This is a genomic window from Calidifontibacter terrae (assembly GCF_054778835.1).
Window position 1 is genome coordinate 89,476 of sequence record NZ_BAAGZF010000007.1, and the last position, 26,241, is coordinate 115,716.

31 protein-coding genes are annotated in these 26,241 nt (G+C 68.0%); 15 read left to right on the top strand and 16 right to left on the bottom strand.

Annotation, left to right across the window (positions count from 1 at the left end; all coding sequences use genetic code 11):
* The first annotated feature begins 33 nt into the window (after window positions 1-33).
* Window positions 34-522 (top strand): hypothetical protein, encoded by a 489-nt coding sequence (locus ACYU98_RS11935; protein ID WP_460468440.1) that lies wholly within the window; start codon window positions 34-36, stop codon window positions 520-522.
* Window positions 523-570: 48 nt separating this feature from the next.
* Here ACYU98_RS11935 and ACYU98_RS11940 read toward each other — a convergent pair whose 3' ends face one another.
* Both ACYU98_RS11940 and ACYU98_RS11945 read right to left on the bottom strand, forming a co-directional pair.
* Window positions 571-1,332 (bottom strand): DUF429 domain-containing protein, encoded by a 762-nt coding sequence (locus ACYU98_RS11940; protein ID WP_460468441.1) that lies wholly within the window; start codon window positions 1,330-1,332, stop codon window positions 571-573.
* Window positions 1,333-1,378: 46 nt separating this feature from the next.
* The gene (locus tag ACYU98_RS11945) at window positions 1,379-2,863 is read right to left on the bottom strand and encodes a PucR family transcriptional regulator (protein WP_460468442.1); all 1,485 of its coding nucleotides are present in this window, start codon (window positions 2,861-2,863) and stop codon (window positions 1,379-1,381) included.
* A 151-nt stretch (window positions 2,864-3,014) separates the two neighbouring features.
* Here ACYU98_RS11945 and ACYU98_RS11950 point away from each other — a divergent pair, with 151 nt between their 5' ends.
* On the top strand, window positions 3,015-4,367 hold the full coding sequence (locus ACYU98_RS11950) for an MFS transporter (RefSeq protein ID WP_460468443.1): 1,353 nt from the start codon (window positions 3,015-3,017) through the stop codon (window positions 4,365-4,367).
* Window positions 4,364-5,320, top strand: coding sequence for an agmatinase (gene speB / locus ACYU98_RS11955; protein WP_460468444.1), 957 nt, complete (start codon window positions 4,364-4,366; stop codon window positions 5,318-5,320). Before ACYU98_RS11950 ends, speB begins: the two co-directional genes overlap by 4 nt.
* Here speB and ACYU98_RS11960 read toward each other — a convergent pair.
* A complete protein-coding gene (locus ACYU98_RS11960) occupies window positions 5,262-5,906 on the bottom strand; it encodes an N-methyl-L-tryptophan oxidase family protein (protein ID WP_460468445.1) in 645 nt (214 codons plus the stop codon). The genes speB and ACYU98_RS11960 overlap by 59 nt on opposite strands.
* On the opposite strand from ACYU98_RS11960, the gene ACYU98_RS11965 reads away from it, so the two are divergent.
* Complete coding sequence (locus ACYU98_RS11965; RefSeq protein ID WP_460468446.1) at window positions 5,899-6,510, top strand: aldehyde dehydrogenase family protein; 612 nt, start codon at window positions 5,899-5,901, stop codon at window positions 6,508-6,510. The two genes, ACYU98_RS11960 and ACYU98_RS11965, sit on opposite strands and share 8 nt — an antisense overlap.
* Here the strand turns inward: ACYU98_RS11965 and ACYU98_RS11970 are convergent.
* The gene (locus tag ACYU98_RS11970; protein ID WP_460468447.1) at window positions 6,407-7,126 is read right to left on the bottom strand and encodes a TetR/AcrR family transcriptional regulator; all 720 of its coding nucleotides are present in this window, start codon (window positions 7,124-7,126) and stop codon (window positions 6,407-6,409) included. The two genes, ACYU98_RS11965 and ACYU98_RS11970, sit on opposite strands and share 104 nt — an antisense overlap.
* A 95-nt stretch (window positions 7,127-7,221) precedes the next feature.
* On the opposite strand from ACYU98_RS11970, the gene ACYU98_RS11975 reads away from it, so the two are divergent.
* Window positions 7,222-8,673: an MFS transporter gene (locus ACYU98_RS11975; RefSeq protein ID WP_460468448.1), complete on the top strand. Its 1,452-nt coding sequence runs from the start codon at window positions 7,222-7,224 to the stop codon at window positions 8,671-8,673.
* A gap of 2 nt (window positions 8,674-8,675) precedes the next feature.
* Here ACYU98_RS11975 and ACYU98_RS11980 read toward each other — a convergent pair whose 3' ends face one another.
* Window positions 8,676-9,317, bottom strand: coding sequence for an alpha/beta hydrolase (locus ACYU98_RS11980; protein WP_460468449.1), 642 nt, complete (start codon window positions 9,315-9,317; stop codon window positions 8,676-8,678).
* Window positions 9,318-9,418: 101 nt separating this feature from the next.
* Between ACYU98_RS11980 and ACYU98_RS11985 the strand changes: the two genes are divergently transcribed.
* The 4 genes from ACYU98_RS11985 to ACYU98_RS12000 are packed head-to-tail and all read left to right on the top strand — an operon-like array spanning window position 9,419 to window position 12,587.
* Window positions 9,419-10,246 carry a hypothetical protein gene (locus tag ACYU98_RS11985; RefSeq protein ID WP_460468450.1) on the top strand — a complete coding sequence of 276 codons (828 nt, stop codon included), beginning with the start codon at window positions 9,419-9,421 and terminating at the stop codon, window positions 10,244-10,246.
* A gap of 28 nt (window positions 10,247-10,274) precedes the next feature.
* The gene (locus tag ACYU98_RS11990; RefSeq protein ID WP_460468451.1) at window positions 10,275-11,063 is read left to right on the top strand and encodes an HAD family hydrolase; all 789 of its coding nucleotides are present in this window, start codon (window positions 10,275-10,277) and stop codon (window positions 11,061-11,063) included.
* Window positions 11,064-11,079: 16 nt separating this feature from the next.
* The gene (locus tag ACYU98_RS11995; RefSeq protein ID WP_460468452.1) at window positions 11,080-11,883 is read left to right on the top strand and encodes a TrmH family RNA methyltransferase; all 804 of its coding nucleotides are present in this window, start codon (window positions 11,080-11,082) and stop codon (window positions 11,881-11,883) included.
* A 50-nt stretch (window positions 11,884-11,933) separates the two neighbouring features.
* Window positions 11,934-12,587, top strand: a complete 654-nt coding sequence (locus ACYU98_RS12000; RefSeq protein ID WP_460468453.1) for a VOC family protein — start codon at window positions 11,934-11,936, stop codon at window positions 12,585-12,587.
* Window positions 12,588-12,634: 47 nt separating this feature from the next.
* Here ACYU98_RS12000 and ACYU98_RS12005 read toward each other — a convergent pair whose 3' ends face one another.
* The 3 genes from ACYU98_RS12005 to ACYU98_RS12015 are packed head-to-tail and all read right to left on the bottom strand — an operon-like array spanning window position 12,635 to window position 15,139.
* Window positions 12,635-12,916, bottom strand: coding sequence for a metal-sensitive transcriptional regulator (locus ACYU98_RS12005; RefSeq protein WP_460468454.1), 282 nt, complete (start codon window positions 12,914-12,916; stop codon window positions 12,635-12,637).
* A 33-nt stretch (window positions 12,917-12,949) separates the two neighbouring features.
* Window positions 12,950-14,359: an adenylosuccinate lyase gene (gene purB / locus ACYU98_RS12010; protein WP_460468455.1), complete on the bottom strand. Its 1,410-nt coding sequence runs from the start codon at window positions 14,357-14,359 to the stop codon at window positions 12,950-12,952.
* A 24-nt stretch (window positions 14,360-14,383) separates the two neighbouring features.
* Entirely contained in the window at window positions 14,384-15,139 is a 756-nt protein-coding gene (locus ACYU98_RS12015; protein ID WP_460468456.1) for a VOC family protein, read from the bottom strand.
* A gap of 77 nt (window positions 15,140-15,216) precedes the next feature.
* Here ACYU98_RS12015 and ACYU98_RS12020 point away from each other — a divergent pair, with 77 nt between their 5' ends.
* Window positions 15,217-15,633, top strand: coding sequence for a hypothetical protein (locus ACYU98_RS12020; RefSeq protein ID WP_460468457.1), 417 nt, complete (start codon window positions 15,217-15,219; stop codon window positions 15,631-15,633).
* Here the strand turns inward: ACYU98_RS12020 and ACYU98_RS12025 are convergent.
* The 7 genes from ACYU98_RS12025 to bioB form a co-directional block, all read right to left on the bottom strand.
* Entirely contained in the window at window positions 15,630-16,409 is a 780-nt protein-coding gene (locus ACYU98_RS12025; protein WP_460468458.1) for a GNAT family N-acetyltransferase, read from the bottom strand. The genes ACYU98_RS12020 and ACYU98_RS12025 overlap by 4 nt on opposite strands.
* A 41-nt stretch (window positions 16,410-16,450) precedes the next feature.
* Window positions 16,451-17,137 (bottom strand): dethiobiotin synthase, encoded by a 687-nt coding sequence (gene bioD / locus ACYU98_RS12030; protein WP_460468459.1) that lies wholly within the window; start codon window positions 17,135-17,137, stop codon window positions 16,451-16,453.
* Window positions 17,134-18,237 (bottom strand): 8-amino-7-oxononanoate synthase, encoded by a 1,104-nt coding sequence (locus ACYU98_RS12035; protein ID WP_460468460.1) that lies wholly within the window; start codon window positions 18,235-18,237, stop codon window positions 17,134-17,136. Before ACYU98_RS12035 ends, bioD begins: the two co-directional genes overlap by 4 nt.
* Window positions 18,234-19,520 carry an adenosylmethionine--8-amino-7-oxononanoate transaminase gene (locus tag ACYU98_RS12040; protein WP_460468461.1) on the bottom strand — a complete coding sequence of 429 codons (1,287 nt, stop codon included), beginning with the start codon at window positions 19,518-19,520 and terminating at the stop codon, window positions 18,234-18,236. The genes ACYU98_RS12035 and ACYU98_RS12040 overlap by 4 nt, the downstream gene beginning before the upstream one ends.
* Before the next feature lie 140 nt (window positions 19,521-19,660).
* Window positions 19,661-20,350, bottom strand: a complete 690-nt coding sequence (locus tag ACYU98_RS12045; protein WP_460468462.1) for a DUF4282 domain-containing protein — start codon at window positions 20,348-20,350, stop codon at window positions 19,661-19,663.
* Between the two features lie 65 nt (window positions 20,351-20,415).
* On the bottom strand, window positions 20,416-20,625 hold the full coding sequence (bsaP, locus tag ACYU98_RS12050) for a biotin synthase auxiliary protein BsaP (RefSeq protein ID WP_460468463.1): 210 nt from the start codon (window positions 20,623-20,625) through the stop codon (window positions 20,416-20,418).
* A complete protein-coding gene (bioB, locus tag ACYU98_RS12055; protein WP_460468464.1) occupies window positions 20,622-21,635 on the bottom strand; it encodes a biotin synthase BioB in 1,014 nt (337 codons plus the stop codon). The genes bsaP and bioB overlap by 4 nt, the downstream gene beginning before the upstream one ends.
* Window positions 21,636-21,752: 117 nt before the next feature.
* On the opposite strand from bioB, the gene sigK reads away from it, so the two are divergent.
* Genes sigK through ACYU98_RS12070 form a run of 3 tightly spaced genes read left to right on the top strand, consistent with a single transcriptional unit; the run spans window position 21,753 to window position 24,630 of the window.
* A complete protein-coding gene (gene sigK / locus ACYU98_RS12060; RefSeq protein ID WP_460468465.1) occupies window positions 21,753-22,346 on the top strand; it encodes an ECF RNA polymerase sigma factor SigK in 594 nt (197 codons plus the stop codon).
* Entirely contained in the window at window positions 22,343-23,107 is a 765-nt protein-coding gene (locus tag ACYU98_RS12065; protein ID WP_460468466.1) for an anti-sigma factor, read from the top strand. Before sigK ends, ACYU98_RS12065 begins: the two co-directional genes overlap by 4 nt.
* The gene (locus ACYU98_RS12070; RefSeq protein WP_460468467.1) at window positions 23,107-24,630 is read left to right on the top strand and encodes a molybdopterin-dependent oxidoreductase; all 1,524 of its coding nucleotides are present in this window, start codon (window positions 23,107-23,109) and stop codon (window positions 24,628-24,630) included. Before ACYU98_RS12065 ends, ACYU98_RS12070 begins: the two co-directional genes overlap by 1 nt.
* Before the next feature lie 86 nt (window positions 24,631-24,716).
* Here the strand turns inward: ACYU98_RS12070 and ACYU98_RS12075 are convergent, their stop codons facing one another.
* The gene (locus ACYU98_RS12075; protein ID WP_460468468.1) at window positions 24,717-25,010 is read right to left on the bottom strand and encodes a hypothetical protein; all 294 of its coding nucleotides are present in this window, start codon (window positions 25,008-25,010) and stop codon (window positions 24,717-24,719) included.
* On the opposite strand from ACYU98_RS12075, the gene ACYU98_RS12080 reads away from it, so the two are divergent.
* Window positions 25,009-25,416 carry a fasciclin domain-containing protein gene (locus ACYU98_RS12080; RefSeq protein WP_460468469.1) on the top strand — a complete coding sequence of 136 codons (408 nt, stop codon included), beginning with the start codon at window positions 25,009-25,011 and terminating at the stop codon, window positions 25,414-25,416. The genes ACYU98_RS12075 and ACYU98_RS12080 overlap by 2 nt on opposite strands.
* A 121-nt stretch (window positions 25,417-25,537) precedes the next feature.
* Window positions 25,538-26,200: a 4a-hydroxytetrahydrobiopterin dehydratase gene (locus ACYU98_RS12085; RefSeq protein WP_460468470.1), complete on the top strand. Its 663-nt coding sequence runs from the start codon at window positions 25,538-25,540 to the stop codon at window positions 26,198-26,200.
* Window positions 26,201-26,241: the final 41 nt, after the last annotated feature.

Genomic DNA, 26,241 nt, shown 5'->3' on the forward strand with positions numbered 1-26,241 from the left:
GGGCGGCAGACGCAGCTCAGTAACGTCGAGAGCATGCCCCCTCAGAGCGACCTGCTTGGTTCCTACCTCCAGCATCACTGGTCGGCCGCCCAGGGTGGCCTTGATCTCTTCCGCCGCTCCGCGAGCGGTCACAGCGATGCCGAGACCCGCGCCACGCTCGCCGAGCTTGCGGAAGAAGTCGCGGACGACCGCCGAGCCCTGGGCGAGCTGATGAAGCAGCTCGGCGTCACGCCGAGTGTGCTCGGACCGCTCATCGCCGGGATCGGTGAGCGCCTCGGCCGGTTGAAGCCAAACGGGTCCCTGATCCGGCGCAGTCCCTTGTCGGACGTCGTCGAACTTGAGGCGCTCACCGCGGCGGTCGCCGGGAAGCAGCGCGGTTGGCTGAGCCTGCTCCATGTGGCCGAGACGGATGACCGGCTCGACCGAGACCAGCTGGAAGAACTGGTGCAGCGGGCCGATCACCAACTCGAGCGGCTCGAACCACTGCGGCTCAAGTCGTTGGATCAACTGATCACGCCCTGACCGTCCCGGCCACTTGGGGTGATTCCCACCTAGGGCTGAAGGGGGTCGCTAGACCGGCACGTGGATCCATCCCTCCCGGCCCGCGACCTCACGCAGCTCCGGCGGTGGCGCGGTGGTCCGATCCGACATCGCCGCACGCGTGGTGAGAGCGCACACCAGCGCGTCGAGCGCGTGGTCCGACCGTACGAACTGCCCTCGGTGCGGTCCGAGATCCAGCCCGGGGAATCGCTCGCCGATCGCGTCGAGGATCTGCTCCCGGCGTGGTGCCTGGTCGACCGGCTTGTAGCCGGTGTGCGGGATGCCCCAACGCTTCAGCGTCGCGGCCGGGTAGACCTCGAAGACGCCGGCCGACCCGTCCCGCGGGATGACCGCGCCGGTCCGTTCCACGATGCCGAACACCAGGGCCAGCCGCATCGCGCAGGCCCCGAGACGATCCGCCGAGACGCTCATCGGCCGCACCCCGACGTGCTCGCGCACCCACAGATCCGTCGCGCGGTTCGACAGCGGGCGCCGGTCGTCGGCAAGCGAGCGCAGACGGTCCGCCGACATCGAGCCGGACGACTGCGCATGGTGGTGGCTGACCAGCTCGACGAAGGCGTCGGGCCAGCCGAGGGGGCAGTCGATCCCGACGGGGTGCTCGCCGCCGACCATCTCGACTAGGCGGTCGTTCTCGACGCCGACGGACACCTCGACGATCGAGCACGCGTCGCCGGACCACTCGAGAGTGACGGCCGCCGTACGGGCAGGTTCGGCGGACAGATCGATTCCGATCGTGCGTGTGGAGGCGCGGCGGGTGGTGGCAAAGTTCATGGTCTCGAACCTAGAAAGGCTGTGCAGAACAAGGGTCGGAAAAGCGCTACTCCCGCAACCACTTCCGTGCCTGGACCCCCAGCCACAGCTGCGCCAGGTCGCCGGTCTCGTTGACCTGCGCACCGGTCAGTTCCTCGATCTTTCGGATCCGGTAGAGCACGGTCTGCCGGTGCACGTTGAGCGCCTCGGCGGTACGCCGCCAGGAGCGCTGGTGGTCCAGGAAGGTCTCCAGAGTGACCACCAGGTCGGCGTCGTGGTCCTCGTCGTACTGCAGCAGCGGCGCCACCCACCGTTGCAGCAGGGCCTCGGCGTCATCGACGTGGCGCAGCACCGATCCCGACGACGCCGAGCCGTACCGCACCATCGGCTGATCGGTGTCGTGGGCGATGCCGAGCGCCCAGCGGGCCTCGCGAGCGGCCTGCACCGAGCGCGGCACGCTCTGCAGCGGCCGACTCACCCCCAGCCGGCCGAGCGGCGCGATCGCCTCGGACAATGCAGCCACCGCCTCGTCCGCGTCGGGCAGCACCACGTGGGCGACGTTGCCCCGGATCGCGACAACGTGGCTGACCCGCCGCTGCCAGAGCGAGACGTGCAGTTGCAGCAGCCGGGCCTTCTGGCCGGTCGCACACGCGACGATCGCCGTACGGGTCTCGATGCCGACGGCGTCCAACTGCGCTGTCGCCAGCCTCGGATCGGCGCGGCCGTCGACCAACTGCGCGGTCAACTCCGCTCCTTCGCGTCGACTGTTCTCCAGCACCAGGTGGGTGTGGGACAGGCCCAGCGCCACCACCGTCGCGGCATGTTGCAGCAACACCCCGTCCAGTGGGCCGCCGTCACCCCGCCGCACGGCCAGCACCGCCTCGTCGTGGGTCGGCACATCGAGCACCAACACCTCGGTGCCGTGTGCGGTGATCACCGAGCGTCCGCCCGCTCGCGGTTCCCCCGACCCGGCGCCACCGACGGCCTCGCGCACCTCGGGCGTAACGGGTGGCCCGTCCGGGTGGTAGGCGGCCCCCGTACGCCGGTCGCAGACCTCGATCGTGCAGCCCAGCACGGCGCTGATCTCGTCGGCCACCGACCAGGTGGCGCCGGCCGAGCGGCGGATCGTGTCGTAGATCCGAGCGGTGCGCATGAGCCGTTGCGACTGCTCGAGCATCGTCGCCTCGGCAACGGTCTGCGAAATCGCCAAGAACGGCATCGGGTAGTTGATCCACAGCACCGGCAGGCCGAGTACCTCGCTGCGTCGGGTGAACTGCGCGGTCAGCGGAGGGCAGAACATCTCCGCGCCTATCGCCAGCGCGCTCACCCCGGCCAGATCGAGTTTCTCCGCCCACTCCACCTGCTCAGCAGCCTTGCGTGGGAACGACATTCCGTTGGTCATCAACAGTTGGCCCTCGGCGACCCAGTGCCACGGATCCGGCAGGTCCGAGGTGTGCGTCCAGCTCACGGCGCGGTCCAGACCGCGCCCGCCCGAGTGCAGGCGCAGGTTCAGATGGGGCAGGCGCAGCAGATCGCCGACGGACACCGACACGGGTCGCACCCTACGCGCACAGGACAGGGTGTTGTGCGTTCGCACAAGACGCAGTGAGCGAATTGGAGCGAATGACTCCTTCCGGCGACCTGCCGAGCGGGCCCACGATCGACCACAACATTCCCGACCCTCGAACGAAGGGACGGTCGCCATGACCACCGAGTCCGGTCTGATCGACGACGCGCCGCTCACGGCGTTCCACAAGAAACTCACGCTCTATTCGTCCGGTGGCCCGTTCATCGACGGTTTTGCCATCGCGATCATCGGTTTCACCTGGCCGACGATGCAGAAGTCCTTCTCGGTCAGCTCGGGGGACAAAGGGCTGATCGCTGCCGCCGTACTCATCGGCATCTTCGTCGGCGGGGGTCTCTTCGGCTGGATCACCGACAAGGTCGGCCGCCACGTGATGTACATCGTGGATCTGCTTGCGCTCGCGGTGTTCTCGATCGCCACGTTCTTCGCCACCGAGGTCTGGCACCTGGTGTTACTACGATTCCTGGTCGGTGTCGCGATCGGCGCCGATTATCCGATCGCCACCTCGTTGCTGGCGGAATACCTCCCGGCCAAATACCGCGGCCGGATGCTCGGCGCGACCTTCGTGGTCTGGGCGGTCGGCGCCACCGTCGCACCGATCGTGGGGATCATCTGCACCAACCTGGCCGGCGACGACGCCTGGCGCTGGATGTTGGCGAGCTCGGCGATCTTCGCGATCGGCACCCTCGTGATGCGACTCGGCACCCCGGAGTCACCTCGATGGCTGATGAGTCGGGGGCGGACGCGAGAAGCCGACGAGTCGATCAAGAAGGTCTTCGGCGAGCAGTACGGCGTCAAGGACCTCGGCGAACCCGAGTCCACCGAACACGTCGGATTCGCTGCCGTGTTCAAGCCGCCCTACCGCACCCGCACGCTCTTCGTCTGCCTGTTCTGGATGTGTCAGGTCATCCCGCTGTTGTCGATCTACTCGTTCTCGTTCGACGTGCTATCCGACGTCGGCATCACCGGCAACGGGGCCGAAGTCTTCCTCGCCGCTCTGTTCGTGGTCGGCGGGATCCCAGGTCTGCTGCTGGTCGACCGGGTGGGCCGCAAGGCGCTGCTGGTCTGGACGTTCGCCGGGATCGCGCTGATCTGGGGCGTCGCCGGGATCGTTCCCGGACTGCCGATGCTGCTGGTGTTCGCGGCGATCTGCGCGTTCGCCCTGTTGTCCGGTGCCTCCAACTTCCTGGAGATCGTGCTTCCGAACGAACTGTTTCCGACCGCGGTGCGAGCCACGGCGGTCGGGGTGGGAACGGCCGCGAGCCGGATCGGCGCGGCGATCGCGGTCTACCTGATGCCGTACGCGCTGGATCGCGGGATCAACTGGGTGTTGCTCGCCGGCGCTGCCGTCTCCCTGGTCGGGTTGCTGGCGACGATCGCCTGGGGCGTCGAGACCGCGGGACGCTCCCTGCGCGACTGCGCCCACCAGAGCCCCGAGAAATCAACGACAGAATTGGAGACGTCTCGATGAGCAAGCGTGTGAACGAGCCGGTCGGACCGGTCAGCGGTACGAAGGTGCCGCGCTACGCCGGGGCGGCCACCTTCGCCCGGATCCCCGAGATCGACGCGGTCGACGACTACGACATCGCCGTCCTGGGCGTGCCGTTCGACGGCGGCACGTCGTTCCGCCCGGGCGCCCGCTTCGGCCCGATGGAGGTGCGCAAGTCCTCGCGTCACCTGCGGCCGGCGTTCCACGTCGAGCTTGACCTCGCGCCGTTCGAGCGGGTCCAGGTCGTCGACGCCGGTGACGTCGCGTGCACCCCGTTCAGCATCGACGAGGCGGTCGCGCAGATCGAGGCACACGCCCACGAGGTCCAGGGCGGCAGCGGTGACCGTCGGGTGATCGCCGTCGGCGGCGACCACACGATCGCGCTGCCGATGCTGCGCTCGGTCGTGCGCCAGCATGGGCCGGTGGCGCTGCTGCACTTCGATGCCCACCTCGACACCTGGGACACTTACTTCAACGCGCCGGTAACCCACGGCACCGTGCTGCGTCGCGCGTTCGAGGAGGGTCTGCTCGCGGAGGACCACTCGATGCACGTCGGGATCCGGGGACCGATCTACGACAAGATCGACCTCAAGGAGGATGCCGACTTCGGGTTCAAGACGATTCGGTGCAGCGATTTCGCGAACCTCGGTGTCGCCGGAGCGACCCAGCAGGTGCTCGACCGGATCGGTGACACCCCCGTCTATGTCTCGATCGACATCGACGTGCTCGATCCGGCGTTCGCCCCGGGGACGGGCACCCCGGAGGCCGGGGGCCTGATGAGTCGCGAGTTGCTGTCCACGCTGCGCGGTCTGGGCGACCTCAACATCGTCGGTGCGGATGTCGTCGAGGTTGCTCCAGCGTATGACCACGCGGAGATCACCACGGTCGCTGCGGCGACCGTGATCTACGACCTGATCGGTTTGATGGCCGACTGACGTCGTGGGCCACCACGGGACGGCTCACCGGGTGGGCGGCCCCGTGGTGGGTCAGCGCCCGATGAACCGCGCCGGGTCGGTGAACGAGGGCGCGGCAGCCGTGTCTGGGCTCAGCGCCAACGACGCCGCGATGGCTCCGTAGCCGGTGGCAGTCGGCGCGCACCGTGTACGGGATCAGCCCCGGCAGGTAGCTCGCGATCGTGCCGCGCACCTCGGTCATCTCCGCCTCCGTCGAAACGCGCAGCATGGTCGCCGGGTCGTCGGTCCGGGCCGCCCGTCCGTCGAGACTCGCCTTCACGGTCGCCCCGTCGAGCGAGGGCGCTCCGTACAGCGACGTGCCGCGGGAGATCCGGATGAAGATCGGGAACACCTCGGGCCGGAACGCCGACGGGTCACGGGCTTCGAACCAGGTCAACAGGATCCGGGTCGGCCAGACGTACGGGCGCACCGCCGCGGGCAGCAGGTTCGCGCCCCAGGCGCCGCCGGTCACGATCGCCCGCTCGGCGGTCCAGGAGCCGGACTCGGTCGTGATGCGTACGCCGTCGGAGTCCTCCGTCACGGAGACGACCGGTGAGTCGGTGAGCACCGTCGCGCCGCGGGCGGTGGCAGCCTCGACCGCGGAGAGGACCGCGGTGTTCGTCTTGAGGAGGGGCGCAGGGATCGCGTGTGGCGGCGGGGTCGTCGAGGGGGACGGCTTCTTCTACCAGCCGACCGTGCTGGTCGACGTCGCGCCGACCTCGCAGTTGATGTCGCAGGAGATCTTCGGACCGGTCGCTCCGCTCATCGGCTTCGACGACGAGGCCGAGGTGGTCGAACTCGCCAACGACACCGACTGGGGCCTGGTCGGGTACGCCTTCACCCGGGATCTCGATCGGGCGTTCCGGCTGCAGGAGTCGATCGAGGTCGGCATGCTCGGCAGCAACACCGGGCTCGTGTCCAACCCCGCCGCGCCCTTCGGTGGCGTCAAGGAGTCGGGGCTGGGACGCGAGGGCGTCGCAGCGGTATCGACGAGTTCCTCGAGATCCGTTATCTCGCGCTGCCGCGCTCGGTGGAGCCCGAGCTCCGGTAGCCGTCCCGCCCGGGTGGTCAGGGGCCGGGGCGACCCGCCTGGAGCCGCAACCCCTCCAGCAGCAGGTCCAGTCCGGCCCGGAACTGGTCCCGGTCATCGTGCTCGGCGAACTCGTCGATGATGTGGTGCATGAACGGGTATTCGGCCGGGTCGAGCGCGCGCCAGTCGCGCACGACCCGGTCGAAGAACTGCTGCCGGCTGACGGTGCCGTCCAACACCTCCTGCGGCGGCTGCTGACCCACGTCGGCGGCGATCCCGACCACGAACCCGAGCACCGCCGACACGGCGTGGAAGCTCTGCAGCGGGGTGAGGCCGAGCCGGAGCACCTGCTCGCCGACCCGCTCGTACAACTGCAGGCTGTTCGGCTGCGCGATAGTGCTGCGCATGAAGTAGTCGGCCAGCCACGGCCGCTCGCTGATCGCGTCGAACGCGGTGATCGCCATCCCGCGGATGTTGTCGATCGGGTCCGCGTCGTCGCTGGTGAACTGCTCCGTGTCGACCAGCACAGATGCGATCACGTGGTCGCTGGCCTTGTCGCGCAGCTCGTCCTTGTTGGCGACATACCAGTAGATGCTCGCCGCACCCCCGCCGAGTCGCGCGCCCAGCGCCCGGAAGGTGAGCGCGCTGTCGCCGCCGTCGTCGAGCAGGGCGACCGCCTCGGAGATCACCGCGTCCATCGAGTGTGACGCGCGGCGGCGCTCGCGAGGTGCACGCGTACGGGCCCGGGGAGGAGTCATGCCTCCCATTCCACCACAGCCGTTTGCACACTTATCGAACAGTGTTCTATTCTCGAGAACGTCAATATGGAACAACGTTCGATAAGGGGGTCGTCATGACCGTCATCACCGCTGAGAAGCCCCGTACGTACGGATCACTGCGCGCCGCGTGGATCCCGCTCGCCGCGCTCTGCCTCGCCTTCTTCGTGGAGATGGTCGACAACACCCTGTTGACCATCGCCCTGCCGACCATCGGCCGCGACCTCGGCAGCGGCACCACCGCGCTGCAGTGGGTCACCGGCGCCTACTCGCTCACCTTCGGCGGCCTGCTGCTGACCGCGGGCTCGGCGGCCGACCGCATCGGTCGCCGCCGGGTCCTGCTCGTCGGCCTGGCCGTCTTCGGCCTGGTCAGCCTGCTCGTCGTCGCGGTCAACTCCGCCGGCGAACTCATCGGGCTGCGGGCCGCGCTCGGCATCGCCGCCGCGATGATGGCGCCGATCACCAACTCGCTCGTCTTCCGCCTGTTCGAGTCGGAAGCGCTACGGATGCGCGCGATGACGGTGATGATCGTGGTCGGGATGAGCGGGTTCGTGCTCGGACCGCTGCTCGGCGGCACCGCCCTGGCCCACGTGCGCTGGGAGTGGCTGCTGGTCGTCAACGCCCCGATCGCGCTCATCGCCTGGGTCGGCGTACGGCTCGGCGTCTCACCCGACCGCCCCGAGGACCTCACCGGCGACCGCCTCGATCTGCCCGGCGCGGCGCTCAGCATCGCCACCATCGGCCTCGCCTGCTACGCCCTCACCAGCGGCGTCGAACACGGCTGGCTCTCGCTGGTCACCCTGCTCTGCATCGCCGGCGCCCTGCTCGCCGGAGCCGCGTTCATCCGCCACGAACGCAGCACCGCCGAGCCGATGCTCGACCTGACGCTGTTCGACAACGGCACCGTGCGCGGCGCCACGATCGCCCAGATCGGCACCTCCATCGCGATGGCCGCGGTGATGTTCGGGCTGATCCTGCACTTCCAGTACGCGTACGGCTGGAGCCCGGTCCGCGCCGGCCTCGCCAACCTCCCGCTGATCATCACGATGATCGTCGCGACCCCGATCTCCGAGGGCCTCGCCCGCCGCTTCGGCCACCGCATCGCCACCGGCGTCGGAGCCGCACTGCTGGCGCTCTCGCTGGCCGGGATGGCCTGGGGCGTCGACCACGGCTACCTCGCGATCGCGGTCGCCATGGTGGTCATGACGATCGGGCTGCGTACGGTCGTGACCGTCTGCGCGGTCGCCCTCGTCGCTGCGATGCCGGAGAACCGCACCTCGATCGGCACCGCGCTGAACGACACCGCCCAGGAGGTCGGCACCAGTGTGGGTACCGCTGTGGTCGGCACCCTCATCGCGGCCCTGGTCACCGCCGCCCTGCCCGCCGGGACCTGGAGCCACGAGCTGGTGCAGTCGTTCTTCCACGGCGAGCGGATCACGTACGCGGCGCTGGCGATCGTGGTCGGCCTCGTCACCGGTTGGGGCGCGATGACGCTCACCGACTCCCACGACGTGGAGGAGCCGGCCTGACCTCAGGCGCGGCCGCGGTCCACAACCTCGACCACGGCCCGCGCCGCGAGCGCGTGCCAGCGCCGCGGGTTGTCCAGCATCGCGTGGCCCCCCGGCACGCCGCGGAACTCCGCGTCCGCACCCGCTGCCTGCAACCGGCGTACGAGATCGGCTGACCGCGTCGGGCTGCAGATCCGGTCGTCCTCACCATGGATGACGCGGACCACCTTGTCCCGCAACGGATCCGTACGTTCGGAGTCACCAAGCCAGGGAGCAAGCGCGACGCTGCCGAGGACCGTCTCCTCGTCGCCGATCCGCAGCGCCGCCCATCCACCGCTGGAGTGTCCGAGTAGCACTACCGGAAGGCCGTGCTCCTGCGAGAGCGCCCGCACGACCTCACGCGCCTGCACCAAGCCGCTGCCCGAGGACGCGACCCAGCCGCCGTGTGTGTTGTGCACCAACGCCGGCGCCACCCGCCCCGTCGACTCGCGGCGGATCGCCGGGCCAAACGGCAGCATCCGCAGGTACGACGCGTCCCGCCAGCGCAGTGGACGATCCACCTTCGCACGGCCGCCGTGCAGGATGAGGGCGATCGCCTCGGTGCAGGCATCGACGCGCACGCGGCTACGGCGTACGGCCTGCATCAGCTCAGCGGTGTCGGTCACAGCCGTCGATCATGGCATGCCGCGTCGCGCTCTAGCCGGGTTGTCCGCACTAACGACTACCCTCATCCTGGAGGTTTACCCATGGGAGGAGAGGGACGACGATGAGCGATGGACAGGACCGCGGGGGTTGGGACGAGCCCACCCGCGCGATGCCGAATGTCGGTGAGGAGCAGCAGGCCCAGGGCCAGCGGCTGCCCCGACAACAGCATCCGAATCAGCAACAGCCCTACGGCCAGCAGGCCTACGGCAACCAACCCCAACAGGGCTACGGTCAGCAGCCGCAACCGACCTACGAGCCGGCGTACGGTCAGCAGCCGCAGCAGGGTTCCCAGCAGCCCTACGCGCAACAGCAGCCCTACGCGCAACAGCAGCCCTACGGGCAGCAGCCGCAGTTCAACCAGCAGGGTTTCGAGCAGGCGCCTTACGCCCAGCCGGTGAAGTCGGGGCTCGGGCGGACCATGGCATGGGTCATCGACGGGCTCGCGCTGCTGACCATCCTCGGCTGCTTCGGCGCCTGGGCCAAGGTCAGCCTCGACGCCGGCAGTTTCGGCAACTACCACGCGACCATTAACGGCTTCGGCCACGAGTCCTCGAACTTCCCGGACACCTCAGGCGGCTCGACCTCGGGCAACACCAAGGACGGCTGGTTCGTTCTGGTTGCCGCGATCCTGGTCCTTGTCCTCGCGGTGTTGCGCGGCTTGAAGAAGCTGCCGAAGCCCGCCGTTTTCGCCGCGACCGTCCTCGGCCTGATCATCGCCGCCATCGGGATTTACGACTGGTCCGACATCCACAGCAAGGCCAGCGACCTCTCGGCACAAGCCGGCTCGGGCATGACGGCATCGGCCGGAACCGGCTGGGGTCTGTGGCTGGTCACGCTCGGCGGCATCGGGATCGTGGTGGCCAGCGTGTGGAGTGCGCTGAAGGACTGAGGAACGCCCTACGCCTAGGCTGGCGACCGTGACGAAACTGCTGGTCGCCCTCGATATCGACGGCACGACGATCCACTACGACGGCACCCTCGCCCCTCGCGTGCGCGCCGCCGTCCATGCCGCGATCGATGCCGGTCACGAGGTGGTGATCGCCACCGGCCGCTCGGTGACCGGCACGATCCCGGTCGTCGAGCTGCTCGGTCTGGAACACGGCTTCCTGATCTGTTCCAACGGTGCCGTGACCGCGCAGATCGCGCCCGAGGAGACCCACGGCTACCGGCTGCTGGACTCGATCACCTTCGACCCGCGGCCGGTTCTCGAACGGCTCAAGGGCGCGTGGCCCGACGGGGTAGTCGCGGTCGAGGTCATCGGCGAGGGCTACCTCGTCAGCGACCACTTTCCCGAGGGCGAGCTCGTTGGCGAGGTTCACGTCGTGCCGTGGGAGGAGCTCGCGCAGCCGACCACCCGGCTGACCTTCCGCTCGCCGACAGGCACCTCCGCCGAGTTCACCGACCTCGCCGAAGGCCTCGGCCTGCACGGCGTCAACTACGGCGTCGGCTACACCGCCTGGCTCGACATCAACCCCGACGGTGTCAGCAAGGCCTCGGCCCTGGAAGCCGTACGAGACCACCTCGCCATCGAGATCGCCGACACCGTCGCGGTGGGCGACCACCGCAACGACCTCGAGATGCTCGCTTGGGCGGGCCGCGGTGTCGCGATGGGCCAGGCGCCCGACGACGTCCAGGCCGTCGCCGATGAGGTCACCGGCACCATCGAGGAGGACGGTCTGGCTCTGGTGCTGGAGGGTTTGCTGTGAGCCGGGGCGAACTGGCATGACCGAGCTCGTCATCACCTCCGCGGCCAACCCGCGCCTGAAGCAGCTCATCGCGCTGCGGCGCCGTCGCACCCGCGAGGAGCAAGGCCTCACCCTGCTCGAGGGCTACGACGAGCTGGTGCTCGCGCTGGAGTCCGGCGTGCGCCTGCGCACCCTGTTCCACTGCCCCGAGCTGATGCTCGATCCGGACACCCAGGGCGCCCTCGTGCGCGAGGAGGCAGCGCGCGGGATCGAGACCATTCGGCTGGCCAGGGCCGCATTCGAAAAGGTCGCCTACCGCGAGGGCGCCGACGGCTTCCTTGCCGTCGCGCCGGCGGTCAAGCACGACCTCGATGACCTCGACCTCCCGGCGAGCCCGCTGATCCTGCTCTGCGAAGGCGTGGAGAAGCCGGGCAACCTCGGCGCGATGCTGCGCACAGCCGACGCCGCTGGGGTCGATGCGGTGATCGCCGCGGACCCGGTCACCGACTGGGGAAACCCGAATGTCGTACGCGGGTCGAAGGGCACTGTCTTCGCTGTCCCGGTCGCCTCGGCGACCACGGGAGAAGTCCTGGACTGGCTGCGCCGCAACGACATTCGTGTTGTTGCCACCACTCCCGACACCGACACGTTGCACACCGACGCCGACCTCACCGGCGGTGTCGCGATCGCGGTCGGCACCGAAAAATACGGACTCACCGATGAGTTGCTCGGCCGCGCCGACAGCCGCGTACGCATCCCGATGGTTGGTCGTGCGAATTCCCTCAACGTCGCGACGTCTGCCGCGATCGTGCTCTACGAAGCGGTCCGCCAGCGCGCCTGAGGCCGACCCCGATGTGAGGGCCGACACCCGCAGGTGGGACGATTCGAGGCATGCGAGTTGACCATGTCGTGTATGCCGCGGACGGTGAGGGACTGGTGTCCACTGCCAAGCGGCTGGGGGAAATTCTCGGCGTCGAGCCGGCGGACAGCGGAGTTCACCCGCGGTTCGGAACGCGCAACGCCATCATTCCCCTGAGGGATCACCGGTTCATTGAAGTTGTCGAGGTGCTCGACCACCCGGCGTCTGACAAGGCGCCCTTCGGGCAGGCCGTTCGCGCCCGCTCCGAGCAGGGTGGTGGCTGGCTGGGCTGGGTCGTCGAGCTCGACGACATCTCGGCCGCGGAGAAGCTCGTCGGTCGCCCTGCGGCGCCCGGCAACCGGCACCGCCCCGACGGAACCGAGGTCACCTGGAAGCAGCTCGGCGTCAAGGGCCTGATCTCAGACCCGCAGGTGCCGTTCTTCATCCAGTGGAGCGACGGCGCCCTGCACCCCTCGCAGATCGGCAGCACCGACGCCGACCTCAAGTCGTTCAAGATCGCCGGCTCACCCGACCGTGTTCGCGAGTGGCTTGGCCTGTCCGGCATGCCAGGCGTCGACCGCGACGAGTGGGAGCCGGGCATCGACTTCGACTTCATGGCACCGAACGGCACCCCGGGTCTGGTCTCGGTCACCTTCGCCACCCCGAAGGGTGACATCGAGATCTGAGTTCTCTTCTCTTCCAACAGGGTCCGCTTCGGCGGGCCCTGTTGCGTTTAGCTGCGCACCAAGCGGGCGATCGCGTCGGCCGCCTCGCGCACCTTCTCCTGGGCAGCCTCGTCGGACTCCCGGGCAGCATCGACGACGCAGTGGCCGACGTGGTCTTCGAGCAGCCCGAGGCTGACCGCCTGGAGCGCTTTGGTGATCGCGGAGACCTGGGTCAACACGTCAATGCAGTAGGTGTCCTCATCGACCATCCGCTGCACGCCGCGCACCTGACCTTCGATGCGTCGCAGTCGCTTGAGGTAGTCGTCCTTGGATCCGGTGTATCCCGCCATATCCCGATGATACCCCTGACGGGTATGCGCGGATCAGCGCTGCAGGTGATCGACAAGGTCCGGGGCGAGACCGACGTACGACGCCGGGGTCATGGCACTCAATCGTTCCTCGACCTCGGTGGGCAGGCCCAAACCGGCAATGAACTCACGCAGGTCGTCGGCGGTGATGCGCCGGCCGCGGGTGAGTTCCTTGAGCCGTTCGTACGGCTGCTCCATCCCAGGAACACCCTGCGCGCCGAGCGCTCGCATCGCCGACTGGATCGGCTCCCCGAGGACTTCCCAGTTCGCGTCGAGGTCCTTGGCCATCGTTTCCGGAACCGCGTCAAGGCCCGCGAGACCGCGGCCGGCGTTGTCGATCGCGAGGAGCGAATGGCCGTACGCGGTGCCGATGTTGCGCTGCATCGACGAATCGGTCAGGTCGCGCTGCAAGCGGGACTGCACCAGCGTCGAGGCCAGCACGTCGAGCAGCGCGTTGCTGACCTCGAGGTTCGCCTCGGCGTTCTCGAAGCGGATCGGGTTGACCTTGTGGGGCATGGTCGACGAGCCGACGGTGCCCTGGCCGCGCACCTGCGCGAAGTAGCCCATCGAGATGTAGGTCCAAACGTCGGTGCACAGGTTGTGCAGGATCCGGTTGAAGCGCGCGATGTCGGCGTAGAGCTCAGCCTGCCAATCGTGGCTCTCGATCTGGGTGGTCAGCGGATTCCATTCCAGCCCAAGGGATTCCACGAACGTACGGCTGATCTCAATCCAGTCGGTCTCGGGCACGGCTGCGGTGTGGGCGCCGTAGGTTCCCGTGGCGCCGTTGATCTTGCCGAGGTAGTCGGCGCCCTCGACGCGGCGCACCTGGCGGCCCAAGCGGTGGGCGAGAACAGCGAGCTCCTTGCCGAGGGTCGTCGGCGTGGCCGGCTGGCCGTGGGTGTGGGCCAGCAGCGGAACCGCGCGGTGCTCCTTGGCCAACTCGGTGATCGACTCGGTCAGCGCGGTCGCGCGGGGGAGCCAGACCTGGCGGGTGGCGCCCTGAACCATCAGCGCGTAGGACAGGTTGTTGATGTCCTCACTGGTGCAGGCGAAGTGGATCAACTCGCTCAGCTGGTCGGCGTCGGCGCCCACGATGCTGGCCATCCGGCGCTTCAGGTAGTACTCGACAGCCTTGACGTCGTGGACCGTCTCGCGCTCGATCTCGGCCAACTCGGCGATGTCGTCGGCGTCGAAGTTCTCGACGATCTCACGCAGCTTCGCCTGCTCATCGGCCGACAACTCGCGCACGTTCGGGATCGCGTGGTGAGTGGTCAGGTGAATCAACCACTCGATCTCGACGTGGACCCGCTGCCGGTTGAGCGCGGCCTCGCTCAGATGGTCGACCAGGGGCGCGACCGCACCGCGGTAGCGGCCGTCGAGGGCGCCGAGGGCGATGGCGGGCTGGGTGTCGGCGAGTGAGCGCATGCGCCCATTGTTCCAGCGCCCGGTTCAGTCGCGTTGCAGCAGTCCGAAGATCTCTCCGTGCTTGGCCTGCACGATCGCCGCCGGACCGGTCGGAGAGTCGAAGGTCATCAGCAGGAATCCGTCCAGTTCCTGGGCCATTTGGGCGGAAGCCCCGCGGTCGGCGACCTCGAAATGGACCAGCCAGGTGGCCTGCACGTCGTCCGGCAGTTGGTCGGCGCGGTGGATGTTGAAGACCTGGGTTCCATCGGCCAGGCAGGCGGTGGCACCGAATTCGTCTTCGTCGGTGAAGGTGAGCCCGAAGACCTCGCCATAGAACTGCTGCGCAGCGGCCACGTCGTGGGTCAGCAGCGAATGCCAGGCGGGGGTGTCGGATTCCTCGGTGAGGCCATAGCCCGCGTGGTCGCCGGCTTCCCAGAGCGAGACGGTCGCACCGGTGGGGTCCACGATCTGGGCGCCGCGTCCACTGCTGCCGACAGCGGCGGCCGGGTCGGTGACGGTGGCTCCGGCCGCGATGGCGCGCTGCAGCATGTCGTCGAGGTTGTCGGTGGCCAGATGTACGTTCCAGAAAGTGGGCGACTCGGTCTGCGTCGGAACGATCCCGGCGATCGGCTGCTCGTCCTTGAGACAGAGCAGGTAGCTGTCGTCGTCGCCGGTGATCCGCCAACCGAACAGGTGGCTGTAGAAGTCCTTGGCATGGTGGATGCCGCGGTGCTTCTCCTCGTAGGCGCAGTCGATCCAGCAGGGCGTTCCGGTGGGCCACGGGCCGGTGTGGATGGTCATGTCATGACCCTAAAGGGGTTCGAGGTCTACCGCGCAAAACCCGGCGACAGAGCAGGCTGCGTCCCTAGGGTGGAGACGTGCCCGCTGATCCCGCAACGACGCGCCTACTCGAATCGGAAGTCTTCCGGCGCTGTCGCGCGGTCGCTGACGTCATCGCCGGAGATCCCCGCGCATTGCGCGCGTTGCTCGCCGAGGTCGAGGAGAAGTTCTCCGCCTGTCCGGAACTGCGCGAAGAGCCGCGGTCGGTGAACATCGATATTGCAGCCGCGATGTTGGAGGCCCACATCGAGGATCTGGAGCGGGGCGAGAGCCTCGACCGGCTCGAGGTGGCCCAGGTGGCGCGGGTCAAGCTGGTCACTGCCGGTCTGCACTACCTCGTTCTCGGCCGCGACGCAATTCCCGACTGGCTTGAACACGGCCACCTCGACGACCTCGTCGTCATGCGCTGGGTGGTTCATGTCGCGCATGGCGGTGAGGGAACGTACGACGCTTAGCGGGTCCAGACGTACGGCGTCGTGGTGGTGATCTTGCGCAGACCGCTGCGCTCCAGGATCGGGCGGGACATCTCGGTGCAGTCCGACTGCAGGTAGCGCACCCCGCGGCCGCGGGCATAGCGGGCGCGGGCGGCAGTCATCGCGCGGTAGATTCCCTTGCCACGCCACGGGGCGCGCGTCGCTCCGCCCCAGAGGCCGGCGAACTCGGAGTCCGGAACGATCTCGAGGCGGCCCGCGCTGACCACGTCGCCGTCGACTTCAGCGAGCCAGAACGTCGAAAGTCCGTTGCTGCCTTGCAGCCGGCGAAGAGCCGACTCCCAGCCGTGACCGCCGCCACCGAAGACCTCGTTCTGCATGGTCGAAGCGCGGCGTACGTCGTCGGCCAGGTCGCCGCCGACCCCTGCCTGCCGAACGTGGATGTCGTCGGGAAGCTCGACGTCCGTGACTAGGCCGTCGATCTCCCCGGCCATCACAGTTTCGATCTCGTCGGCAACGAAACCATGAGCGCGCAGCAGCTCATCCAGGTTCGGTGGGCCGTCGTGTCCCCTTGTCTTCCACTCGAATTCGGCAACATCGGTTTCGTCGCGGAAGTGAGCGACCGTGTCAGCGATGAGTCGGTCGACGTCCTGATCGGCCAGGTTGCGGTAGGTCACGAAACCGCCGTCCTCGAAGCGCGCCCACAGCAGCGGGCCGTGCTCGATGACCTCGAGGGCCCCGCTCACCTCGGCGCGGTGGCGGAGTTGGTCGTCGTAGGCAGTCAGCAGCGGATCAGTCACGCGTTCACCGTACGGCGCGGCAGCGGGCGGGCGCCCGCCATTTACAGCGTGACCCAGCTCGGGGCCGCAGCCCGGAATTCTGCGGGAGCCAGGATCCCGGCGTCAGCCGGAATCGAACCCAGCAGTGGCCCACCGGCGATGCGGCGCAACTCTTCCAGGTTCGTACGCGTCGCGAGGTCAGGATCGCGCGGGCTAGACCCAATCACCACCCCGATCAGATCGCCGCCGCGGTGTTCGAGCGCCTCCAGGGTGAGTTGTGTGTGGTTGAGGGTTCCGAGACCGGAGCGACAAACAACGACGTAACCAGCACGAATACCGTTGTTGCTCAGAAGCTTTCCGAGGTCACCGATGTTTCCGCCGTCGGCATCGAGGTTGACCAGGAGGCCGCCCGAGCCCTCGGCCAGGACTACGTCGAAGTCGCCGGAGCGGCATAGTTCGGCCAGTGCCGCCGCGTGATCGGCGACTGAAGGAATCGTCACTCCGGCTCGCCGCGCGGCGACGTCGGGCGCGAGCGGCTCTGGGAGGCGGACGAATTCGCGCACCACGACTCCGGCGAGACGGGCAACCGTCTGCGCGTCGCCCTCTTCATCACCGCTCAGTCCGGTCTGCGCGATCTTGACCATGGCCACCCGTTGACCCTGGCTGGCGAGAGCAGCCGCGACGGCGGCGGTCGTCACGGTCTTGCCGATCTCGGTGTCGGTGCCGGTGATGATCAGAACGGGGGTCATAGGTCACTCAAAACTGTTGTGGCGTAGTTGATTTCGTTGTCAGTCAGGGTCGCGTGGGCGGTCAGTCGCAGCCGGGAGATGCCGTCGGGAGTGGACGGTGGGCGGAAGCAACCGATGCGCAGGCCGCGTTCGGCCGCGGCAGCGACCGCGGCCAGGGCCTCCGTCGGGCCGGGCATCGGCGCAGACAACACCGCACCCGCAGGCGCTTCGACGCCGAGCGCGGCGGCAAGTCGGGCCGACGCGGAACGGACCCGGGCGGCCCGTTCCGGCTCCTCAATCAGGATCCGCAAGGCGGTCAGCGCGGCGCCCGCACAGGCCGGCGCCAAGCCGGTGTCGAAGATGAACGGGCGGGCCGTGTTGATCAGGTGCTCGCGAACCAGTTCGGTGCACATCGCCGCACCGCCTTGTGTTGCAAGGGATTTCGAGAGGCTGGTCGTGATGACGACACGGTCGGATGCTGCCAGCGAACCGGCGAGCCCGGCGCCTGAGCCGACCACCCCGATGCCGTGAGCCTCGTCGACGACAAGCATGGCGTCGTACGTCTGCGCGAGGCTGTGGAGGGCCTCAAGGTCGGGGCTGTCGCCGAGAACGGAGAAGACCGACTCGGTGACGATGAGTGCGCGAGTCTGCGTTCGATCGCGCAAGGTGGCTTCGGTCGCGGCGAGGTCGAGATGCGGCACGACCTGCACGGCGGCGCGCGCGAGGCGGGCGCCGTCGATCAGCGAGGCGTGGTTGTGGGCGTCGGAGACGATCAGAGCGTCCTCGTCACCGAGCGCCGTCAACACCGACAGATTCACGTGGTAACCCGTCGAAAACACAAGTGCTGCAGGCGATCCCACGTACGAAGCGAGTTCGCGCTCAAGGTCTTCATGCACCGGCCAGGTTCCGGTGACCAACCGGGAAGCTCCGGCGCCGGCTCCATAGGCGCTGGCTGCCGCTGCGGCGCCCTCGACGACTCGCGGATCCCCGCGTAGCCCGAGGTAGTCGTTGCCGGCCAGGTCGATGAGACCCTGCGGGTGATCGGCCGACAAGATTCGTGTCAGACTGTTCGAATCGCGCTGTGCAGCAGCCTTTTTCAGGTGCGTTTCGAAGGAGTTCATGCGACTGCCTTCGCCGCTGCAACCATGGCCGCTCCGATCTGAGCGACCTCGTCGGTGGTGCAGACGTAAGGCGGCATGGCATAAATCAGATCCCGGAAGGGGCGCAGCCAGACGCCGTGGTCAAGCGCGGCAGTAGATGCCGGAGCCAGGTCTCGCGGTGAGTCGAGCTGGATGATGCCGACCGCGCCGATGGTGCGGACTTCTCGGACGCCGTCGATGTCGCGCGCCGGATCGAGAGCCGAATCGAGTTCAACACCAATCGAATTGACTCGATCGAGTCGCTCGTTGGTCAGTAGGTCGAGGGATGCGTTCGCGATGGAACAGGCCAGCGGGTTGGCCATGAAGGTGGGGCCATGCATCAGCGCACCAGCCGGCTCCGCGGAGACGGCGGCCGCAACGGCATCGCTGCAAAGAACCGCCGCCATCGTCAGATAGCCGCCGGTCAGGGCTTTGCCGACACACAGAATGTCTGGCTCGACCTCGCAGCGATCCGCCGCCCAGAGAGTGCCCGTGCGGCCGAATCCTGTTGCAATCTCATCGAAGACGAGCAATGCGCCGTTCGATCGGGCGAGCTCGGCCAACACCCGTACGGCGTCTGGCGGGTAAATCCACATGCCGCCCGCACCCTGCAGGATCGGTTCGACGATGACCGCGGCAATGTCGTCGGCGTGCTCGGCATAGAGCGCCCGGGTTTTGGTTTCCCAATCCTCCAGCGGTGCCTCGAGGCCACCCGGCGGTTGCGGAGCAAAGACCTGCTGGGGGAGCACCCCGGAGAAGAGCGTGTGCATCCCGCTCACCGGGTCACAAACGCTCATCGGCGAGAGGGTGTCGCCGTGGTAGCCACCCCGGATCGTGAAGATCTTCGAGCGCGGGCGACCGGCGGCGGCGTGGGCCTGCCACGTCATCTTCAGGGCGACCTCGACCGCGACCGACCCGCTGTCGGCGAAGAAGACATGGCTCAGGTTGTTGCCGGGGGCGAGTCGAATCAGCTTGTCGGCCAGAGTGATTGCCGGTTCGTGGGTGAGCCCGCCGAACATCACGTGGGACATCCGGTCCAGCTGTGAGCGCGCGGCCGCGTCGAGCTCGGGAACCGCATATCCGTGGATCGCGCACCACCATGACGCCATCCCGTCGATCACTTCGCGAGTGCCGTCCGGAGTCCGCAGCCGCAGTCGTACGCCGGACGCCGATTCCACCAGGTGGACCGGAGACGGCGCGACCGCGGACGCGTACGGATGCCAGACGTGATCACGGTCGAACGCGAGAAGATCGGTCAGCTGCACCGGCTCATCCAATCGCAGGCCGGAGGTCGTCGATCGCGCGGGTTGCAACCGGCAAGTAGCGCGCAAAGGGCCGGGCAGAAGCTGCCCGGCCCTTCGGAAGTGGTCGCTATAACGACCAGAAACCTTTACTACGGGTGTAGTCAGTCGCTGCTCTTGGCCGCGGTGTTCTTCGCAACGTTCACCGCGAGCTCGATCAGCAGACGAGCGCCGAAGATGATCGCGCCCACGATCGCGACGTCGGCCAGCAAGTTGAGGATGGCCGGGAAGACCTTCATCTTGACGGTCACGTCGCCGGCTCCCTGGCCAGACCAGCCGTCGCCCACAAACGCGTGGATGATGTCCGTCAGGCCCCACAGCACGGCCGCGACCGACACCAACAAGAACGTCAACGAGGCGATCTTCGGGGTCAGGCTGTGTTCGAACTTGGTGTCCGAGAAAACGCTCGGCTGGCTGGTCTTCGCCGGAGCCTGCGACTGGTAGCCCGGCTGCTGGCCGTAACCACCCTGCTGTCCCTGCGGCTGACCGTACGGCGAATCGCCGCCCTGGTCATAGGACGAAGGGCCCTGCTGGCCCTGGTCATAAGACGGGGTGCCCTGCTGGCCCTGCGGCTGGCCCTGCGGCTGGCCGTACGGCGAAGCGCTCGGCTGTTCGTAGGAACCCTGCTGGCCGCTCTGGCTGAACTGTTGAGTCTGCTGCTCCGAGCTCTCACCCTGGTCCCAGGACGAGTTGTATTCCGAGCCGAGCGAGCCGCCCTGCGACTGCTGGTTGCCGAACTCACGGCCGAGACTGTTGTCCGGGCCTTCGTAACCACCGTTGGTGGGCTGAGACATGGGGCTTCCTCCTGGGTCGGTCATTCCTGGGGCCAAACCTACTTGGCCCTTTGTTGCGACGGGCGTCAGCGTGGCCCGTCGGAGGAGATCTCGCCGTGTTCGACACACTGCGCGGTCCAACGGGTTGGGGTGACCTGCACCTTCATCCGTCGCCGACAGGAGGTGCAGAACCGCGGTGGTTCCTCGGCGGCGAGCCAGCGCTGACAGGTGGCGTGGTCGCCGGTGTCAGCGGGCTCGCCGCAGCGCGCGCAATAGAGGGTCACAACCGATGTCACAGCGAGGCGTTGAGGGCCTTGATCGGCATCTGCAACTCATCGAGCAGCTGCAGGTCGTCCTTCGGGTCACGGCCCAGCGTCGTCAGGTAGTTGCCCACGATCACCGCGTTGATGCCCCCCAGCAGACCGTCGCGGGTGCCGAGGTCGCCGAGAGTCAACTCACGGCCGCCGGCGTAGCGCAGCATCGTGCGCGGCAGCGCGAGCCGGAACGCGGCGATGGTGCGCAGCGCGTCCTGGGAGTTCATCGGTTCCAGGTCGCCGAACGGGGTTCCCGGACGCGGGTTGAGGAAGTTCAGTGGAACCTCGTGGGGTTCGAGTTCGCCCAGCTGGGAGGCGAGTTCGGCGCGCTGTTCGATCGTTTCACCCATCCCGACCAGGCCGCCGCAGCAGAGCTGCATGCCCGACTCCTTGACCATCGTGCAGGTCGCCCAACGCTCGTCGTAGGAGTGCGTCGTGACCACATCGGGGAAGTAGGACCGGGCGGCCTCAAGGTTGTGGTTGTAACGGTGCACACCCATGTCGACCAGCTGATCGACCTGCTCTTGACTCAACATCCCCAGCGAAGCCGCCACCTCGATCTCGACGGCGTCCTTGATCGCCTTGACCCCTGCGCGCATCTGCGTCATCAAGCGCTCGTCGGGTCCGCGTACGGCCGCCACGATGCAGAACTCGGTCGCGCCGGTCGCTGCCGTCTGCTGCGCCGCCTTCACCAACTCCGGAATGTTCAGCCAGACCGAGCGCACCGGCGAGGTGAACTGGCCGGACTGGCTGCAGAAGTGGCAGTCCTCGGGGCAGCCGCCGGTCTTCAGCGACACGATCCCCTCGACCTCGACCTCCTCGCCGTTGTACTTCAGCCGCACCTCGTGGGCGAGCGCCAACAGGTCAGGCAGCAGGTCGTCCGGGGTGCGGAGCACCTCGACCAACTCGTCGTAGCCGAGCGGCTCGCCCTGCTCAAGGACCCGCTCGCGCGCGCGGTCAAGAATCGGACGGTCAGTGGTGATCGCAGTCATGGGCTCGATTGTGCTCCAGCGCGCGTTCGCGGCGCGGCAGGGTCCATACCCATCCGTAGGCCCGACGCCTCCGAATACCGACCATGAATGCTGCGTCTGAAGCCAGGAGGGTCGAGGATGGGTGACATGTCGTTCGCCTCGGTGCCGGAGCGTCCCGGAGACACTTCGCCGACCCTTGAGGGGTTGTTGCACCGCTGTGCGCGGGGCGACGAGGCCGCGTTCGCGCGACTCTATGACCTCACCAGCGCGCGAATGTACGGCCTCGCGCTGCGCGTGGTGCGCAATCCGACGTACGCCGAAGAGGTCACCCAGGAGGCTTACCTGGAGACCTGGCGCACCAGCGCTCGGTTCGATGCGAGCCGCGGCGCCGCGATCTCGTGGCTGATGACGATTACGCACCGTCGAGCGGTCGACCGGGTGCGCAGCGTCGCCGCGTCGACCCGGCGTGATGAGACTTTCGAGAGCCGCACCCACGTTCCCGCCTACGACACGACCGTCGAAGAGGCGCATCGCAGCCTCGACGCCGAACGCGTACGAAGGGCCCTCGGTCACCTGACCGACACCCAACGGCAGGCCGTTGAACTGGCCTACTTCGGCGGATACACACACGTCGAGGTGGCCCAACTTCTCGACCTGCCCCTGGGCACTGCCAAAACCCGCATCCGAGACGGTTTGATCCGCTTGCGCGACACGATGGGAGTCGAACGATGACTCACGAGACCTACCAACTGCTTGCCGCGTACGCGCTCGGTGCCGTAACCGACGACGAGAGGGCCGAGGTCGAGACGTATCTCGAGCACCACCCCGAGCACCGCTTCGAGCTGCGCAGCCTGCAAGAGACCGCCGCTCACCTAGCAGCCGACTGCGAGACCCCCGCGCCACGGGCCTTGCGCGGATCGGTGCTGGAGGCGATTTCTCAGGTGCGGCCGTTGCCGCCGATCGCGCCGCCCGCCGACGCGTTCCCGACGACCGACGACCTCTCGACCGGTGCGTCGGCGGTGGAGGCCGCCCCCGTTGCTCCGGTGATCCCGCTGCGCCGCCGCCGCGCCTGGTTCGCGTCCGCTGCCGCGGCCGCCATCATCGGGGTCGGGGGGGTCGCCCTCGGCGTCCATCACGTCGACACACCGGTGAACGCGTTGACGCAGGTCAGCCAGGCCGCCGACGCCCACACCTACACGCTCGCGATGCCTGGCCATGCGGCCACGGTCACCCGGTCCAGCGCCATGGGGAAGGCGGTGTTCCGGTCCAGCCTGATCGGGGCCGCGCCCGCCGGACGCTCCTACCAGATGTGGTTGCAGCAGCCCGATGGATCGATGGTTTCCGCCGGTCTTCTGCCGGCGCCGCAGGACGGAGTCGTCGCGATGGTTCTGCACGGGGATGCGGCTCGCGCCGTCGGTGTCGGGATCACTCTCGAACCGGCCGGTGGCTCGTCGAAGCCGACCACCGCGCCGCTGGCTGTGACGGCGTTCTGATGACCACCGAACCTGTCGAGGAACCCCGCCGCCACCTCGCGACGGCCCGTCTTGCCAGCGCCTTCGCGGGCGTGGCCGCAACGGTGCTCGGCGCCGGCGCCGGCCACCTCGTCGCGGGGCTGGTTCAGCCCGACGCTTCACCGCCGTACGCCGTCGGTTCGGTGGTGATCGATGCGACGCCGACCCCGGTGAAGGAGTGGGCGGTCAGCACCTTCGGCACCAACGACAAGCCGTTCCTGCTCACCGGAATCGCGGTCGTCACGCTGCTGCTCGCCGCGGTTGCCGGGCTCATCGCCCGTCGCAGCTTCGCGGTCGGCTTCGGCTTCCTGGCGCTGCTGGTCGTTGCGGCCGGCGCCGCCGCCATGTCGCGCCCGACCGCCACGGCTGTGTCGATCCTGCCGACGCTGGTCACCGCAATCGTCGGGCTCGCCGCGTTCGTCCTTTTGCATCGCACCGGCGAGGGCGGCGATGGAGACCTCTCCCGGCGAGGCCTGCTGATCTCCGGTGCCGCCGCCGCGGTCGGCGCACTCGGGATGGTCGTTGGCCAGTCCGTCGCGGGCGCCGCGCGCATCGTGGGGACTCTGCCCCGCGTACGAAAGCCGTTGGCAGCGCTGCCCGCTGACATCCCGGTCCCCGGAGTCACGCCGCTGCGCACCCCGAACGGGAGCTTCTATCGCGTCGACACGGCGCTGGTCGTGCCCCGCATCACCGCCTCGGACTGGTCGCTGGTGATCGACGGAGAGGTCGAGAATCCGCAGAAGTTCACCTACGCCGAGATCATGGCGATGCCGCTGATCGAATCCGACGTCACCCTTTGCTGCGTGAGCAACGAGGTCGGTGGCGGCTACGCCGGTGGTGCGCGATGGACCGGGATCCCGGTGCGAGAACTTCTTGCTCGCGCCACGCCGAAGGCGGGCAACGACCAGGTGCTGTCGACCTCCAGTGATGGCTATACCTCCTCGACTCCGCTGGTCGCGCTGACTGATGTCGACCGCGGGGCGCTGCTGGCTGTCGGCATGAACGGTGAACTCTTGCCGCGTGAACACGGTTATCCCGCGCGGCTGGTCACCCCAGGTCTGTACGGATACGTCGGCGCGACCAAGTGGGTCACCCGGCTGACCGTGACGACCTATGCGCACAAGAAGGCGTATTGGACCGTCCGTGGCTGGTCCGAACAGGGGCCGGTGAAGCCCGAAACGCGCATCGACACCCCCGCCCCGCTGGCCACGATGAAAGCCGGGACGGTCGCGATTGCCGGCACGGCCTGGGCGCAGTTCCAGGGCATCCGCGCGGTGCAGGTGCAGATCGACGACGGACCGTGGCAGCAGGCGCGGATGGGCGCCGACGTCGGCATCGACTACTGGCGACAGTGGTGGTTCCCCTGGCAAGCGACGCCTGGCCAGCACCGGCTGCGGGCGCGCTGTATCTATGGCCCCGGCAACGCCGTGCAGACTGCGACGCGAGCTGATCCGTTCCCGAACGGTGCCTCGGGGATTCATGAGATTGCCGTGATTGTTCGCTGAGAGTTGTTGAGCGGCAAGGATTTTCCTTAGGAAGGACCAATCCGCTCGGCTCGCCGCTCCGAACTCCTGTTGTTCCGCCACAGACCTCAGGAGAAACTCATGAAGCGCATCATCCCCACCTTCGCGGTCGCCGCGACCGTCGCTGTCGGCCTCAGTGCGTGTGGCGGTAGCGGCTCGTCCGGGTCGTCGTCGTCAACGCCGATGTCGTCGCCGATGTCGTCGCCGATGTCGTCGCCGATGTCGTCCTCAATGTCATCGTCGATGTCGAGCCCGATGTCGTCTTCGATGGGCTCCTCTTCGATGGGCTCGAACGCGATGGCCCAGTTCGGCAGCGGCTGCGCCGCGGTTCCGACCAGCGGCAAGGGTTCGTTCTCGGGCATGGCCGGCGACCCGGTCGCCACCGCGGCGAGCAACAACCCGCTGCTCTCGACGCTGGTCACCGCGGTGAAGAAGGCCGGACTGGTCGACACCCTGAACACCAGCAAGGACATCACCGTCTTCGCTCCCGCTAACTCGGCCTTCGCCAAGATCCCGGCAGCCGACCTCGACAAGACGCTCAACGACAAGACCGCCCTCACCGCGTTGCTCACCCACCACGTCGTCAAGGGCCGCCTGACCCCGAGCCAGCTGGCCGGGAGCCACAAGACCCTCGCTGGCGACACGATCTCGATCAAGGGCACCAGCCCGAACTTCGACGTTGCCGGCGCGAAGGTTCTCTGCGGAAACGTGCAGACCTCCAATGCGACCGTCTACATCCTCGACACGGTCCTGACGCCGATGAAGTGACCCACCAGTCACCCAAAGGTGCGAGAAGTGACTCGGCTCAGCGGGTCACTTCTCGCACCTTTGTGCGCAGCGGTGCCCGATGCGGACGCGGACCGTCCCCAATCCCTCGTACGGTCGCAGCATGAGCGATCAGAAACTCTCCGTTGAAGACATCCGCGACGCCGGCCTCGACGACTGGCGCCAGATCCTCGGCCGCCTCAAAGCCCGCTTCCGCACCGGCGATTTCTCCACCGGGCTCGACCTGGTCAACCGGATCGGCGCGTCGGCCGAAGCAGCGAACCACCACCCAGACATCAGCCTGAGCTACCCGGAGGTGATCGTCACCCTGGTCAGCCATGACGTGGGTGGCCTCACCGCGCGTGACGTCGCGCTGGCGAAGGAGATCAGCGGTCACGCGGCCGCGGTCGGCGCGACCGCTGACACCGGTGGTCTCACCCAGCTCGAGCTTGGTCTCGACACCGCGGCGGGGGAGACGTTGGCCCCGTTCTACGCCGCGCTGTTCGGCGGTCAGGTCGACGACGGCGAACCGGTCGACCCCAGCGGGCAGATGCCAACCGTGTGGTGGCAGGGCGGGAACGACGAAGGCCCAAAGCTGCCCGCTCAGGACTTCGAGCAGCGCTGGCATTTCGACGTGTGGGTAGCCCACGACGAGGCGGAGCGCAGGGTTCAGGCCGTGATCGACGCGGGCGGAACGCTGGTCAGCGATGTCGCGGCCCCCTCCTACTGGGTCCTCGCCGACGCTGACGGCAACCGCTCCTGCGTCTGCTCGGTCGCCGGCCGCTGACCCAAATCGGTCGCTGTCTGTCGGTGCTCACCGGTAGCGTC